The sequence below is a fragment of the Nonomuraea monospora genome (assembly GCF_039531895.1).
Lineage (GTDB): Bacteria > Actinomycetota > Actinomycetes > Streptosporangiales > Streptosporangiaceae > Nonomuraea > Nonomuraea monospora.
In genome coordinates this window covers 70,401-87,096 of the sequence record NZ_BAAAQX010000044.1, presented here as the reverse complement: position 1 = coordinate 87,096, position 16,696 = coordinate 70,401, and the positions used below count along the sequence as shown (strand labels likewise).

General features: G+C 72.5%; 6 protein-coding genes. 5 read left to right on the top strand and 1 reads right to left on the bottom strand.

What is annotated here, in order from left to right; genetic code table 11:
- Positions 1-10: 10 nt before the first annotated feature.
- The 5 genes from ABD331_RS50985 to ABD331_RS50965 all read left to right on the top strand — a co-directional run bounded on the left by ABD331_RS50985 (position 11) and on the right by ABD331_RS50965 (position 15,418).
- The gene (locus ABD331_RS50985) at positions 11-1,510 is read left to right on the top strand and encodes a hypothetical protein (RefSeq protein WP_344493051.1); all 1,500 of its coding nucleotides are present in this window, start codon (positions 11-13) and stop codon (positions 1,508-1,510) included.
- A 163-nt stretch (positions 1,511-1,673) separates the two neighbouring features.
- Complete coding sequence (locus ABD331_RS50980) at positions 1,674-2,261, top strand: MFS transporter (RefSeq protein WP_344493049.1); 588 nt, start codon at positions 1,674-1,676, stop codon at positions 2,259-2,261.
- A gap of 213 nt (positions 2,262-2,474) precedes the next feature.
- Entirely contained in the window at positions 2,475-2,960 is a 486-nt protein-coding gene (locus tag ABD331_RS50975; RefSeq protein ID WP_344493047.1) for a hypothetical protein, read from the top strand.
- Positions 2,961-3,194: 234 nt separating this feature from the next.
- Positions 3,195-8,957 (top strand): LamG-like jellyroll fold domain-containing protein, encoded by a 5,763-nt coding sequence (locus tag ABD331_RS50970; RefSeq protein WP_344493045.1) that lies wholly within the window; start codon positions 3,195-3,197, stop codon positions 8,955-8,957.
- A gap of 155 nt (positions 8,958-9,112) precedes the next feature.
- Positions 9,113-15,418: an RHS repeat domain-containing protein gene (locus ABD331_RS50965; protein ID WP_344493043.1), complete on the top strand. Its 6,306-nt coding sequence runs from the start codon at positions 9,113-9,115 to the stop codon at positions 15,416-15,418.
- Positions 15,419-15,490: 72 nt separating this feature from the next.
- On the opposite strand, the gene ABD331_RS50960 is transcribed toward ABD331_RS50965, so the two are convergent.
- Positions 15,491-16,678, bottom strand: coding sequence for a sensor histidine kinase (locus ABD331_RS50960; protein ID WP_344493041.1), 1,188 nt, complete (start codon positions 16,676-16,678; stop codon positions 15,491-15,493).
- Between the last annotated feature and the right edge of the window lie 18 nt (positions 16,679-16,696).

Genomic DNA, 16,696 nt, shown 5'->3' with positions numbered 1-16,696 from the left:
GGACGAAGCCATGCGCATCATCCAGGACCGCATCGACTACGAGGTCACCGGTCTCCCACCGGTGACCCTGCCCGCCGACCTGAACGACCAGGCCGTCCAGGCCAAGGTCAAGGCCAGCCGGCTCAGCGGCCACCAGCTCAGGGGCCTGGAGGACACGACACCGCAGGAGAGCCGGGCCCTGCTCTGGCTCCTGGCCGAGTACTGCACGGCCGACAGGCGCGACATGACCTTCCGCGCCCTCCTGCCCATCCCCGGCGGCGTCGGGCAGATCATCCTGCGGTACGGCTCGCAGTTCCAGGGCTCGGCCACGCTCGTGGGGCGCGGCCTGCCGATGGGCGGCAAGGACCCGGGGGTGGAACCGGAGGATCTGCTGCAGCAGATCAGGACGCAGTACCGGCTCGGCGGCATCCGCGGCACCTGGACGCCGGACCAGGTGCTCAAGCTGTACCACGCGCTGGCCCGCGTCCCAGAGGCGGACCGGCCGGCCCTGCTGGGAGTGGTGATCGAACGCGTCGCGCACCTGGGCGCCGACAAGTACGGCGCGCACACCCAGGGCAGGTTCTCGCACACGGCGGGACGGACCTCGGGAGACTGGGGCACGCTCACCCTGACGGACGCGGCGTTCACCGGCGACGACAAGGGCTTCTACGGAGGCAGCGACGGCTCCGCCGTGTACCCGCCGAGCGTGCAGGTCATCCTGCACGAGGTCGGCCACGCCGTCGAGAGCCAGGTCCGCAGGGCCGAGTCCAGGGCGAACGCCGACCTGGCCCTCGCGATCTCCGGCGGCGCCGCCTACCCGCGGGAACGCTCCCTGCCGGACGACGCGCCCATCACGCAGGGCCTGCAGCTCCGCTACCAGGACCTCCGGGACGCCGACGCGGCCGAGGCGCTCGTCCGCGAGACCTACAACCTGGTGGCGGCCAGGCAGGACGCGGCCGGGAAGATCGCCGCCTGCCGGAACCTGGGCGGCAAGATCGCCGCGTTCGCCCAGGCCGTGCAGGGCATGAAGGACCCCGGCACCGTCGCCCCCGCCGAGCGGCTGCTCAAGGAGATCCAGCACGAGCACGCCGAGCTGGTGAGCTGGTACGACTACGCCCGCGACATGATCGTGCGGCGCGGCCACGGGGAGGAGTTCGATCCCCCCGCGTACGCCAAGATCAAGGACGCGCTGGCCGGGAAGCTGGACCACACCCCCTGGCTGACCTACACCGGCGAACTCAACCGCTGGGCCGACCTGCACATCGCCACGTCCGCCTGGCGCAAGAAGTACACCAGGGCCGAGGGGTTCGTCACCCGCCGCGAGCAGAACCTCGTCGAGCACGCCAACCTCAACAAGATCGGCATCGCCCTGACCCCCTACACGAAGGCGTTCTTCGAAGGGGACAAGGCCGCGACGGAGCTGTACGCGGAGGCGTACGGGCTGTGGCGCGTGCACCCCGAGGCCGTCGCGTCGCACAGCGCCGACCTGCTGGCCTACTTCACCAGCGGCGCCTACCGCCAGGGCGACTGACCGGGAGTACTCGCTCGCGTACGTCAGCCGAGGCTCTGCCGGCCAGGCCGAGGCAGGCGTGCGCGGCGGCGCGGTGCGCTGGTCAGTCCTCTCGTGCCATCCCCGCCATCAGCGCGTCCAGCAGCCCCGGCACCGCCTCCTGGAGGGCGTCGCGCCGCAGCCGATGCCCCCGCGACGGCCCTACCATGACCGGACGCAGCACCCCCGCCTCCACCAGGATCTTGAAGTGGTGCGTCGCGGTCGACTTGTTCAGCCCGTCGTACAGGTCCGCGCACGCAGCCTCGGCGGCCGGGCCCGCGGCCAGGCCTCAGTGCAGGCACTCGCCCGAAGCCGCTCTCAGGCATGGAGTTACGCGGCCCTGCTCACCCTGCTCATGCTCGGCCAGGCGACCTCCGCCATCCCCTCGCCGCTCTACGCCCTGTACGCCGAGAAGTGGGACTACCCGCCCTTCCTCACCATCGTCATCTTCGCCGCGTACGGAGCCGTCGCGGTCGTCGCGATCCTCGTCTCCGGCGCCCTGTCCGACCGGTACGGCCGCCGCCCCGTGCTCCTGGCCGCCGTCCTGCTGCTGATCGCCGGGCTCGCGGTGTTCGTCCTCGCCACCGGGCCGGGCACCTCGTCGTGGCGCGGATGCTCAACGGCGCCGCGCTCGGCACCGCCGCCCTCGCCCAGAGCGGCTTCCACCCTCTGGTGCTGCCCTACCTCGCCGCCGCGCTCATCGCCGTCGTCCTGTTCGTCCTGCTCGTGGTGATGCGCGAGCCGCACCCCCCGTCCGGCGCGGCGCCGCTGGGGATCCCGCGCCCGCAGGTGCCCCAGGCGATCCGCGGCCACTTCGTCTTCGCCGTCGTCGGCGCGGGCGCCGCCCGGGCCGTGCTCGGCGTCTGCTTCTCGCTGGAACCTTCCATCGCCGCCCAGGCCGCCCGCGTCGAGGGGCCGTTCTTCGGCGGCGTTCGTCATCGCGGCCGTGACCCTGGCCGCCGCGGCCGCCCAGATCGCCGGCGCCCGCTACCCGGCCCGCACGGTCGCGCTGGCCGGCGACACGGCGCTGGCCGTGCTCATGCCGGCCGGGGTGGCGGCCTTCGCCACCGGCGACGCCGCCGTCATCGTCGTCACGGTCGCGGTCGTCACGGTCGCGCTGCAGGGCGGCGCCTACGGGCTCGCCTTCGGCGGCTCCCTGCGCCACCTGACCGCGCATCTCCCCGCCGAGCGGCGCGGCGCCGTCATGTCCATGTTCTACCTGCTCGCCTACGGCGCGCTCATCACGCCCACGCTCCTCGTCGGCGTCGGCGCGACCGTCTGGGGCGGCGCCGCGATCTTCCCCGTCTTCTCCGTGCTCGCGGCCCTGCTCTGCCTGTCGGCCGTGGCCGCCGAGCGCGTGCTCACCCGCCGGGCCAGGCGCCCGCGGACGGTGCCCGCGGGCGAGGTGCGCGGAGCGGGCAAGGCCGGCTGAGCCGGGGGACGTACCGCGTCAGGTGGAGTTGCGCCACGCCTACCGCGGCGGATTGACCTGCGCCGTCAAATCCTGGGTGGACGACCGGCAACAGCCCGGTCGATATCGTGATGCCGAATGTCGGAAGCGGTCACGGCCGCCGGTCAACGAGGGCCGCCATTCATCCGCTCACCTTTTGCGAAAGCCCCTGACGACGCTTCCACCTGCCGAAAAACCGTCCTAGGAGGAAAATTCATGGGTTTACGGGGTGCGGCTGTCATCGTCTGCCTGACGATGGCCGCCGCGAGCGTGCTGACATTGTCGGACCCCGGGGGAAAACCGGCCGCCGCCGCCACGGCGCCGGCCGCGGAGGCGGTTTCCCCGTTGTCCATCATTTCGACGTCGTATCCCGTCCCGGCTGACGCGATATTCGTCGCGCCCGGCGGGAACGACGCGAACGCCGGCACCCTGGAGGCTCCGCTGCGGACCGCGGGGGCGGCCGTGGCCAGGGCCGCGGCGGGCCGGATGACCACGATCGTGCTGCGCGCCGGCGAGTACCGCGAACGGCTGGGCAACGTCGCCGCGCCGGTGACGCTGCAGCCGTACCCGGGGGAGCAGGTCTGGTTCAAGGGCAGCTCGCAGATCCAGCAGAGCCAGCTCACGGCCGACGGCGGCGCCTGGCGGCTGGACGGCTGGAACCCGGCCAGCGTCTGCCGGGCCGGCGCGCCCGCCTACGACGAGTGCATGAACCCGCTGCACTTCAACGACGACAACCCGGTCGGCGGGGACCCGCAGATGGTGTTCCTCGACGGTGAGCCGCTGCGCCAGGTGGCCACCAGGGAGGAGGTCAGGGCGGGCACCTTCTTCCACGACGGTGCGGGCGACCGGACCTACCTCGGCAGCGACCCGGCCGGACGCAAGGTGGAGATCACGGCCAGGAAGAGCGGCATGCACTTCTTCGCCGGGGCCGACGGGTCGGTCGTGCGGGGGCTCGGGTTCGCCCACTTCGGCAGCAGCCAGAACCAGACCAAGGAGCCGGCCGCGCTCATCGCGCAGGCCAAGGGCATGGTGTTCGAGAAGAACACGATCATCCACAACGCCGCGTCGGGCCTGCTGGTCAACGCCGACGACGTGCGCGTGAGCGGCAACGCGATCGCCGAGAACGGCTACCTGGGCATCGGCGCGCACCGGTCGGCGAACCTGACCGTCGAGGGCAACCGGGTCGTGCGCAACAACACCGAGCAGCTCGGCTTCTCGCAGGGCTACCACCTGGCGGGCGCCGGGATGAACGCCACCCGGGTCACCGGCGCGACCGTCCGCGACAACGTGTTCGAGGCCAACCAGGGCGTCGGCCTGTGGTGCGACCTGTCGTGCCACGACGTGACGATCATCCGGAACCTGATCCGCGGCAACTCCCGGCACGGCCTGCACTACAAGGTGTCGGGCCAGGCGCTGATCGCCTCCAACGTGCTGGCCGGCAACGGCATGACCGGGCTGAGCCTGCTGGGTTCGAATCACGTCCGCGTGATCAACAACACCTCCGTCGGCAACGCGCAGGCGATCGCGGTGCAGGAGGACGCGCGGCCGGCCTGCCCCGGCACGGAGGACCTCTGCCCGACCGACGCCGACAAGGCGCTGGGCATCACGTGGGACACCGCCGACGTCACGCTGATGAACAACGTGATCGCCGGCGGCACGAGCACCGCGCCGCTGGTCAACACCACCGACAACAACACCGGCGAGTCCGGGCGCAGGGTCGGCGCCGACGGCATGATCCCGGCCGCGCAGATGCACCACAACGGGTACTCGCGCACCGGCGCGGACACGCCGGCCACGCTCGTGCAGTGGTCGCGGGTGACCGGTTCGAGCGTCCATCACCCGTCGCTGGCGCAGTTTCAGGCCGCGACCGGCCGCGACGCGAACTCCCGCTACCAGGAGACGAGCTACGTGGTCAACGCCGACGGTGGCGACTACCGGCTGGTGCCGGGCAGCCCGGCCGAGTCGGCGGGCGCGCCGCTGCCCGCCGACGTCGCCGCGGCACTCGGCGTCCCGGCAGGGGAGCCGGTCCGGCTGGGCGCGCTGGCCTGGCCGGCCGAGCCGGCCCAGGCCGAGCTGGTCCGCAACGGCACGCTGGACGGGACGTCGATCGTGCCGTGGTGGTCGGCGGGCAACCCGGCGCTCACCGTGGACGGTGGCGAGCTGCGGGCGGCCGTCGCCGACGGCGCGGCCGAGCCGGGCGACGCCGTCGTCACGCAGCTCACCGGCGGCCTGATCAGCGGGCGCGCCTACACGGTGTCGTTCGACGCCCGCGCCTCGGCCGACGTGGCCGTCGAGGTGGCCGTGCAGGAGGGCGAGGCGCCCCACAGCGCCGCGCTCGCGCAGAGCGTCGAGCTGGAGACGGGCCGTCAGCGGTACTCCTTCCCGTTCACCTCCACCGTCGACACCACCGCGGCCGAGGTGGTCTTCCGGCTCGGCGGCCAGGGCGCGCTCACCGTCCACCTCGACAACGTCTCCCTGGTGGAGAACACCTGGGGCCTGTCGAAGGAGCCCCAGCAGAGCGAGGCGGAGGCGCTGGCCGCCGCGGCGGCGAGCGGGCAGCTCGTCGAGGTGCTGTCCGAGCGCGGCCAGACGCGCGAGGTGTACGCCACGCCCGACGGCAGCTTCACCTCCAAGGAGCACTTCCAGCCGGTCCGCGTGGTCAAGGACGGCGTGTGGACGCCCGTCGACACCAAGCTGCGCAAGCTCGCCGACGGGTCGATCGTGCCGAACGCGGTGCCGGCCGAGATCAAGCTGTCCGGCGGCGGCACCGGCCCCCTGGTGACCATCAACCGGGCGGGCCGGCCGATGTCGCTGACCTGGCCCACGACGCTGCCCAAGCCGTGGCTGGACGGCGACACCGCCGTCTACCCCGGCGTCCTGGGCGCGGAGGTGGACCTGCGCGTCCGGGTGGAGCCCGAAGGGTTCTCGCACGTGCTGGTCGTCAAGACCGCCGCTGCCGCCGCCGACCCGCGCCTGGCCGCCGTCAAGCTCGGCCTGTCGGCGCCCGGCCTCAGCGTGCGCACGGCGGACGACGGCACCCAGCAGGCGATCGACGAGACCACCGGCAGCGTGGTCTACGAGGCCCCCGTACCGATCATGTGGGACTCCACCGCGCCGGCCGCCGCGGCGGCCATGCGGGCGGCGACGGCCGGCGACGGCGGGGAGACCCCCGGCGAGGACCTCACCGACAACGGCGTCGTGGAGGCCTCCGCCAGCCAGCCCGGCGACACCTCCAAGATCGCCACCGTGACCACGAGCGTGAGCGGCGGCGAGATGACGCTCAAGCCGGACCCGGCCCTGCTCACCGGCGCGGACACCACCTACCCCCTCTACATCGACCCCATGTGGGACACCCCGCGCGCCTCGGCCCGCCTCATGGTCTCCAGCGCCGGATGGTCGAAGTACAACTTCACCAAGAACGAGGGCATGGGCCGCTGCCCCCGCGACTACCCGCCCGCCGGCCGCTACTGCAACGGCTGGTACGAGAAGCGGCTGTTCTACCGCGTCCCCACGGCCAGGTTCGCGCACAAGCAGATCATCTCCGCCGAGTTCCACTCCCAGGAGACCTTCGCCACCTCCTGCCGCAAGCGCGTCGTGGACATCTATCTGGCCAAGAGCTTCGGGACGGGCTCCACCTGGAACTCCACGTCCGACAACTGGGTGCGCAGGCTGGACAGCAGGAACGTCGCCAAGGGCTGGAGCTCCGGCTGTCCCGCCGGTGACGTGCTGTTCAACGTGACGAGCGCCGTCCAGGAGGCGGCCAGGAAGGGCTGGTCGAACACCACCTTCGGGCTGCGCGCCCGCGACGGCGGCGACCAGCTCGCCTGGAAGCGCTTCGACCGCGACGCCTTCGTCCGCGTGCACTACAACAGCCCGCCCGCGCAGCCGAAGATGAGCCAGCTGTCCTCCAGCCCCGGCGGCCCCTGCCGCGGCCCGGCCACCCCGGCCACGTTCAACCGGCTGCCGACCCTGTTCGCCAAGAACCTCACCGACCCGGACAACAAGGGCGTGGAGGGCGAGAAGCTCAAGGCGCAGTTCCAGGTCACCTGGACGGAGAACGGCGTCCAGAAGGTCAAGAACCTCGGCACCGTCAAGAAGATGTCGGCCAACGGCCCGCGCAAGTCCTCCTTCAGCGTGGTGATCCCCAAGGACCTCATCCCGCAGGGCGTGGTCGCCCACTGGGGCGTGCGCGCCTCCGACGGGCGCGCGTGGAGCCCGTGGAGCTGGGACGGCAACGCCACCGCCTGCTACTTCGTCTACGACGCCAGGGCGCTGCCCGACCCGACGGTCACCTCCACCGGCGCCGACGGCTACCCCGCCCTCGACCCGGCGAACCCGGCGCAGGTCCCGGCCGACGGCGTGGGCCGGTACGGCACGTTCACGATCGCCCTCGACACCCGGGTCAGCAAGTACGCGTGGGCGATGAACACCGACCCCGCCGAGGGAGCGGCCAAGACGAAGACCACCGCCACCGAGTCGATCAAGGCGATGCCCACCCACGCCGGCCTCAACACGCTGTACGTGACGGCGTGGGACGCGGCCGGCAACTGGTCGACCGGCACCTACGAGTTCTGGGTCGCCGACGGCAGGGCGCCGAAGGCGTACTGGAAGCTGGACGAGGCGGCGGGGGCGGCCCGGCTGGCCGACGCCCAGGGCGCCCACCCGGCCACCCCGCAGGGCGGCGCCGCCCTCGGCGCGCCCGGCGCGCTGAGCACCGCGATGCGGCTGAACGGCACCACCGCCTACGCCGCCACCGGCGGCCCGGTGCTGGACACCACCCAGAACCTCGCCGTCTCGGCGTGGGTCAAGATGCCGGCCACGCTGCCCACCACCCACTTCGTCGTGGCCAGCCAGGCCGCGGCCAAGAACTCGCCCTTCTACCTGAAGTACGACCCGGCCGACAAGAAGTGGAAGCTGTGGCGCGTCCAGACCGACGCGAGCACCACCGGAGCGGGCACCGCCTACTCCAGGGAGCCCGCCAAGCCCGGCGGGTGGACCCACCTGGTCGGCGTGCAGGACGTGGTCACCAAGAAGCTGCGGCTCTACGTCAACGGCGTCGAAGGCGTGCCGGGCGACATGAGCACCGCGGCCTGGGCGGCGGGCGGCGCCTTCCAGATCGGGCGGGGCCTGTACAACGGGCAGTTCGCCAACTACACGCCGGGGGTCGTGGACGACGTCCGGGTCTTCGACCGGGTGGTGACCGGCGACGAGGTGCGGGACCTCTACACGATCAAGCCCGTGGTGGAGAGCAAGTGGCACCTCAACGCCGCCACCGGCACCCCGCCCGGCAGCCCCGACACCGGGCAGGGCGTCGCCTACCCGCTGACGCTCAACGGCGCCGCCAAGATCACCACCGACTTCGCCGAGGTGCTGGTGAAGTCCCCGGCCGGCACCCCGAGCGGGGCGCTGAAGCTGCCGGGCGGCAACAACGACTACGCCGCGGCGACCGGTCCGGTGATCGACACCCGCGACAGCTTCACCGTCTCGGCGTGGGTGTCCACCCCGGGAGAGCCCAGCAGGGCGATGACCGTGCTCGGCCTGGCCGGATCGCACAACAGCGCGATCACGGTGCGCTACGACCCGGCCAAGCAGCGCTACGTGCTGGACGTGCCGGACAAGGACGGTGCCGGCGCGGTCACGGCCGGCGTGGAGCACTCCATGTTCCACCAGGGCAACTTCGGCGACTGGGACCATCTCGCCGTCACCTACGACGCGACCGAGGGGACGGTCACGCTGTGGGTCAACGGGGTGAAGGAGGCCGCGAGCGGCGCGGACAACCTGTCCTTCCGCCACCGCACCCGGCCCTTCGGCCCCATCGCCTCGCTCCAGGTCGGCCGCGCCCTGTCCGGCGGCGCCTATCCGGCGGGCAAGGCCTGGGCCGGCGTGATCGATGACGTGTGGGTGCTGCGCGGCGTGGCCTCGCAGCAGCTCATCGACATGCTGGCGGTGCCCACGGAGATCGCCTCGATCCCCGGCTGACCCGGCGGGGGCCGGCGGCCCGGGCGCCGCCGGCCCCCGCCCCACCTGGCCGCACGACCTGACTTCACGACGCGCTTCGGAGGTGACGCATGACTGTCCGCGGTGTCACAACGCGGGTGGGAAGCGGGCCGGTCCGCCGGCTCCTTCACTTAGCCATGACCACGGCCCTGGTGGCAGGGCTGCTCGCGGCCACGCCGGCGACCGGCACGGCCGGGGCCGCGGCGGGGGAACCGCCCAGGCCGGTGGACCACGAGATCGTGGTGCCCGGCGCATCCTTGAAGGTCACGCCGCGCAAGGGCGCCCCGCGCGCCCCTGACCCGGTGGTCCGCTGGCCGGCCGCGGGGGAGGCCGAGGTCACGCTCAACGGCGAGAACAACGGCCAAGACAACGGCCAGGTCAACGGCCAGGACAGCGGCCGGCTCAGCGGCCAGAACGGCGCCCGGGAGACGGGCGCGCGACGGGCGGGCGGGCTGCCCGTCTGGATCTCCGCACCGGCATCGCAGGCGAAGGCGGCCGAACAGGGGCCGGCCGCCGAGCCGGGCAAGGTGCGGGTGCGGATGCTCGACCGGACGGCCGCCTCGCGCGCCGGTGTCAGCGGGGTGCTGCTCACCGTCGGGCAGGCGGCCGGCCGGCCGGGCAAGGTCGGCCTGCGGCTGGACTACTCGGGGTTCGCCGAGGCGTTCGGCGGGTCGTTCGGGTCGCGGGTGCGCTTGGTGAGCCTGCCCGCGTGCGCGCTGACCACCCCCGACCTGCCGGGATGCCGGACGGCCGCACCGCTGCCGTCGTCCAACGACACCCGCGCCAGGACGGTCGCCGCCGACGTCGAGACCGCCGCGCAACCGGTCGTGGTCGCGGCGGGCGCCGGCGCGGAGAGCTCGCGCGGCGACTACAAGGCGACCGAGCTGGCGGCCTCGGCCACCTGGCAGGTCGGCACGCAGACCGGCGACTTCACCTGGTCCTACCCGCTGCGGATGCCGCCGGTGCCCGGCGGGCTCACCCCCGAGCTGGCCGTCGCCTACTCCTCCTCCTCCATCGACGGGCGCACCTCCAGCTCCAACAACCAGGGCTCGCAGGTCGGCGACGGCTTCGACCTGTGGCCCGGCTACATCGAACGCAAGTACCGCTCGTGCAAGGACGACGGCGTGCCCAAGGACGGCACCTACGACGTCCACCCGATGGACCAGTGCTGGGGCTACGACAACGCGGTGCTGACGCTCGGCGGCAAGGGCGGCGAGCTGGTGCAGTCGGGCCAGAACGAGTGGCGGCTGCGCAAGGACGACGGCACCCGGATCAAGAAGGTGTCGGGGACCGGCGCCGACACCGCCAACGGCGACGACGACAACGAGTACTGGGTGCTCACCGCCCCCGACGGCAAGCGCTTCTACTTCGGCAAGAACCGGCTGAAGGGCTGGGCCTCCGGCAAGGCGGAGACGAAGTCCACCTGGACCGTGCCCATCTTCGGCGACGACTCCGGCGAGCCCTGCCACGACGACACCTTCGCCACGTCGTGGTGCCAGCAGGCCTGGCGGTGGAACCTCGACTACGTCGAGGACCCGCACGGCAACGCGATCGTCTACTACTACGGGCAGGAGGGCAACCGCTACGGCCGCAACCTGCGGGCCGCGGACGACACCCCCTACGTCAGGGGCGGCTACCTCAAGAGCGTCGAGTACGGCCTGAACGCCGCCGACCCCTACCCGGCCGCCGTCCCGGCCCGGGTGGACTTCAAGGTCGCCGAGCGGTGCCTGCGCCCGGCCGACGACTGCGCCGAGTCCAGGATCGACGACCATCCCGCCTACTGGGAGGACGTCCCCTGGGACCTCAACTGCGCGGCCGGCACCAAGTGCGAGAACTACAAGGGGGCGTCGGCGCCCACGTTCTGGACGCGCAAGCGGGTCGTCGAGGCCGCCACGAAGGTGATCAAGAGCGACGGCTCCGGCCACCGTACGGTCGACTCGTGGGCCTTCACCCACGACTGGGGCACCGCGGACGTGGACCGGCAGCTCCTGCTGAAGTCGATCGTGCACACCGGCCACGCCGGCCCGGCGCCGGTGGTGATGCCGCCGGTCGGCTTCGCCTACACGCAGCTCGCCAACCGGGTGGACGCTCTCGGCGACGACGTGGGCCCGTTCATCAAGAACCGCGTCGGGTCCGTCACCAACGAGACCGGCGGGGTCCTGGACGTCAACTACTCCGCGGCCGACTGCCGCGCCGGCGACACGCCCAGCCCGCCCGCCAACCACCGCCGCTGCTTCCCCGTCATGTGGGAGCGCACCAGCGGCGACGCCAGCCCGACGCTCGACTGGTTCCACAAGTACGTGGTCACCCAGCTCGTCCAGACCGACCTGACGGGCGGCTCGCCCGACATGGTGACCGACTACGACTACGGCATCGGCGAGCCCGCCTGGCGCTTCACCGACGACGACGGCCTGACCAAGGAGAAGTACCGCACCTGGTCGCAGTGGCAGGGCTACGACAAGGTACGGGTGCGCACCGGCGTCACCAGCGCCGCCCCGTCGCAGACCGACCACTGGTTCTTCCAGGGCATGGACGGTGACCGGCTGAACGCCGACGGCGGCACGAGGAAGGTCACCGTCAGCGACGGCGAGGGCGGCTCCTACCCCGACCACGAGTCGCTGCAGGGCCTGACCCTCAAGACGATCACCTACGACCAGGCCGGCGGCGAGCCCGTCAGCAAGAGCGTGAACAGGCCCTGGCACCACCAGACCGCCTCACGCACCCGCACGATCGACAAGGACACCGTCACCGTCACCGCCAACCTGAGCGGCGTCGCCGGCACCCGCGGCCTGAAGAAGGTGGACGACGGCTGGCGGGCGACCAGGTCGAGCGTCACCGCGTTCAACCTCACCACCGGCGCGCCCGCCCAGACCGACGACGAGGGCGACACCGCCGTCACCGGCGACGAGAAGTGCGTCACCACGACGTTCACCGCCGACGGCGCCCGCGTGCTCGCCAAGCCCGCCCAGGTCAGGACCGTGGCCCGGCGCTGCGCCGACACCCCCGACCTGGCCAGGGACCTGATCTCCGAGGAGCGCATCTCCTACGACAACGGCGCCTTCAAGGCGGCGCCCACCCTGGGCGACGCCACCCTGGTGGAGAAGGCCAAGGAGGCCACGGCCACCGCGGTGACGCCGCTGGCCGCGTCCCGCACCACCTACGACGCCTACGGCCGGCCCGTCACCGTCACCGACGCGGCGGGCCGGACCACCACCACGAAGTACACCCAGACCCACGGCCTGACCACGAAGGTCGAGGTGAGCGGCCCGCCCGCGACGCCCGGCGACGCCGCCACCGCGCACACCACCGTCAAGGTGCTCGACCCGGCGTGGGGCAGCCCCGTCAGCGACACCGACGCCGGCGGCAGGACCACCACCGTCCAGTACGACGCCGCCGGCCACCTGACCAAGGTGTGGCTGGGCAACCGGCCCGCCTCCGCCGTGCCGGACAAGGAGTACGACTACCTCATCCGGCCGGACGCGGTGGTGGCCGTCTCCGCCAAGTCCCTCACCGCCGAAGGCGGCCAGGAACAGTCCTACACGCTGTACGACGGATGGCTGCGGCAACGGCAGCTCCAGGCCGCGGGCCGCGACGGCGCCGCCAAGGGCCGGCTGATCTCCGACACCTTCTACAACGCGGCCGGCCAGGTGGACCGCACCTACGAGAGCTACTACGCCGACGGCGAGCCCAGAGCCGAGGTCTTCGGCGTGGCCGACCCCGGCAAGATCGAGACCCAGCACGTCCACGAGTACGACGGCCAGGGCCGCACGACGGCCGAGCGGCTGCTGGTGGGCAGCAGCGACGCCCAGGAGAAGTGGCGCACCCGCTACGAGTACGGCGGGAACTGGACCAGGGTGACCCCACCGGCGGGCGGCACGCCCGTCACCACCTTCACCGACGCCCACGACCGCAGGACCGAGGTGCGCGAGCACCGGGCCGGCGGCTACCTCGCCACGCGGTTCCGCTACGACCACCGCGGGCTGGAGTCCTCGGTCACCGGGCCCGGCGACCACGTCTGGACCACCGCCTACGACCTGCGCGGACGCAAGATCCAGACGTCCGACCCCGACAAGGGCGTCACCAGGTTCAGCTACAACGACGTGGACCAGCTCATCTCCACCGAGGACGCCCGCGGCAAGAAGCTGACGGTCACCTACGACGGCACCGGCCGCAGGACCGGCCTGTACGACGCCACCACGGGAAGCCCGGGCGTCAAGGTCGCCGAATGGGTCTACGACACCGTCCGCAAGGGCCAGCTCACCAGCGCCACCCGCATCGCCGGGACCGCCAGGTACACCACCCAGGTCGACATCTACGACAACCTGAACCGGCCCACGCGCAAGCGCGTCCTGCTGCCGGGCAGTGAAGGAGCGCTCGCCCCCGAAGGCGGCTACGTCTTCGACACCGCCTACAACCTCGACGGCAGCGTCAAGGCCGCGAGCAGCCCGGCCGCCGGTGACCTGCCGGCCGAGACCACCGCCTTCAGCTACGACGACCTCGGCCGGCTCGTCGCGACCGGCTCCAACCTCTCGACGTACCTCGTCGGCGTCGACTACACCAAGACCGGCAAGCAGATCGGCCAGCGGCTGTCGATCGGCGCCGCCGGCAAGCAGGTGGACCAGACCTTCAGCTACGAGTACGGCACCCAGCGGCTGCGCAAGGCCACCACCGCGCACGCCGGCACGGCCGGGACCGACCGCAGCGTCGAGTACCGCTACACCGACTCGGGCAACCTGCTGCAGGCCGTCGACACCTCCAGGGACGGGGTGGACAACCAGTGCTTCCGCTATGACGACCTGCAACGGCTGATCGACGCCTGGACCCAGGAGGGCGCCACCTGCGCGGCCGACCCCGGCCAGGCCACGATCGGCGGGCCCGCGCCGTACCGGGTGAACTACGCCTACGACGACGCAGGCAACCGGACGGGGGAGACCCACTACGCCGCCGGGCCCGCAGGCGGCGCGCAGACCGCCACGCGCGGCTACCGCTACGCCGGCAACCCCGGCGTGGACCCCAAGTACCGCGGGCACCAGCTCGCCGACGTCAGCGGCGACCCCGAGACCTACGGCTACGACCCGGTCGGCAACACCACCGAGCGCAGAACCTCCTCCGGCAACCAGACGCTGCACTGGGACGCCGAAGGCGAGCTGGTCAAGGTCGTCGACGACAAGAAGGGGGAGACCACCTTCCTCTACACCGCCGACGGCGAGCGGCTGCTGCGCCGCGACCCGGCCGGCACCACCCTCTACCTGCCCGACCTGGAAGTGCGCCTGGACAAGGGGCAGAGCGCGGCCAAGGCCGTGCGCTACCACCGCAACGCCATGCGCACCGGCCAGGGCGTCACCTTCCTCGTCAACGACCACCACGGCACCGCCGAGCTGGCCGTCAACGCCGCAGACGGCTCGCTGAGCCGCCGCCGCTACACCCCGTTCGGCCAGCTACGGGCCGCCAAGGGGCAGTGGCCCGCGGGCGACGAGAAGGGCTTCGTCGGCGGCGTCGTCGACGCCACCACCGACCTGACGACGCTCGGCGCGCGCGGCTACGACCCCGACACCGGCCGGTTCATCTCCGTGGACCCGGAGATCGAGATGGGCCGCTCGCAGCAGATGAACGGCTACAACTACGCCGACAACAACCCCGCCACCATGTCCGACCCGGACGGCCGCTTCCCCTACGTCAACTACTACCTGCTCGGCTACCGCCAGTTCTGGGTGCGCTACGGCAACTACAACTACCTGATGCGGCAGAACCTGTACCTGGTGCACGTGTACCTGAACATCTTCACGCACCGCTTCTACCTGGCGGTCAGCAACTGGTACGTCGCCGCCCGCCAGCAGGCCTACCTCCAAGGGCCGGTCGCGCCGGGGCAGAAACCGCTGCTGCGCCAGCCCGGCATCCCCGACCTGACCCCCAGGCCGCCGGCGGAACCGGCCAAGCCGCCGGCGCCGGCCAAACCGAAGAAGGGCACCGTCGGCCTGTGCGGCGGGCTCGGCATCAAGCTGACCGCGGCCTTCAGCGTGGAGGGCTGCCTGGTCTTCGACAGGAAGGGCGTGGGCCTGGCCGGCACCTACAAGACCGGCCTGTCCACCTCGATCGGCGCCGAGGCCAGCGGCGGCCTGTTCTACAAGCACACGACCATCGAGGGGCTGGCCACCAAGCCGGGCACGTGGGACGCCTACTACGGGGCCGAGTACGAGTCCAGGAAGGGCTGGGGAGGCGGCGGCTACGCGGTCACCGACAGCAAGGGCAACCTCAAGGGCGGCGGCGCCGACGTCACCTACGGCGTGTCGCAGAGCCTGCACCACGCGACCGCGGGCCAGCTCCCCGTGGGCGTCACCGCCGAACGGGGCAGGACGGTGTCCAAGCGGCTGCGCAACCCGGTGAGCTGGTTCCAGGAGAAGATGCGCGGCTTCGTCTGGGAGTCCTACCACCCAGGAGGCTGAGCACGGGCGCCCGGGCGGTCCGCCGCCCGGGAGGCTGAGCGCGGGTGCCCGGGCGGTCCGCCGCCCGGGCGCTCACCCCCACGGCAGCCACACCTCGACCCTGAACCCGCCCTCCGGCAGCGGCGCCCCCGACGCCGTCCCGCCCAGCCCCTCGGCGCGCTCGTGAATGCCGATCAGCCCGTACCCGCCCGCCCCGGCCCGCTCGCGCTCCGCGCCCCCGCCGCCGTCGTCGGTGACCTGGATGTGCAGCCCGTCCGCCGCGTACCGCAGCACCACCTCCGCCGTGGCGTCCTTCTCCGCGTGCTTGAGCGTGTTCGTCAACGCCTCCTGCACGATCCGGTACGCCGCCCGCCCCACCTCCGGCGGCACCTCGCCGGGGCTGCCTTCGACGCGTAACCGCACGTCGAGGGGCAGCCACTCGGCCATCTCGCCGATCGCCTCGACCCCCGGCTGCGGCATCGCCGGGCCCTCCCGCAGCACGCCGAGCAGCAGCCGCAGCTCGGCCAGCGCCGTGCGGCCCACGTGCCCGATCGCCTCGACGGCCGCGCCCGCCGCCGCCCTGTCGTCGTTCAGCAGCGCCACGCCCGCGCTCGACGACTGGATCACCATCGCGCTCACGTTGTGCGCCACGATGTCGTGCAGCTCGCGGGCGATGCGCATGCGCTGCTCGGCCAGCGCCGCCTGGGCCTTGCTCTCCTCGGCGCGGGCCGCGGCGCGCGCCACCGCCTCGGCCTCCGAACGCCGCAGCCTGCCCAGGCCCCACGCCGCCGCGCACGTCACGAACGACACCACGTACAGGTCGTCAGGGGGCGCGGCGGCCACCGGCCCCGCCACCACCGCCGCGAGCACCGGCCCCGCCACCACCGTCACAAGGGCCGGCAGCAGCGTGCCCGCCAGGAAGACGACCGGCAGGCTCGACGACGTCCACCGGCCCGCGGTGTAGAGCGCGAGCATGAGCGCGGTCGGCGTGCTCAGCTCCGACCAGGAGGCGTTCCACTCCGCCCAGATGTCCCACCGCCCGCCCGCGAACCACAGCGCCCACACCAGGGCCAGCACCTGCACCGGGTACCTGCGCCGCAGAGCCAGGCTCGCGTAGGCCAGCAGGTCGCCCCAGAACGTCACCGGCAGGCGGCCGGGGCTGGCGATGGTGTGCTCGCTGTAGGGCACCTCCACCAGCAGGAACGTGCAGGCCGCGGCGGCCAGCAGCGCGTCGGCGAGCTGAGGGTGCTCGCTCCACCAGTCCAGGGCTCGCCGGATCATGGTCGAACGCTACGGCCG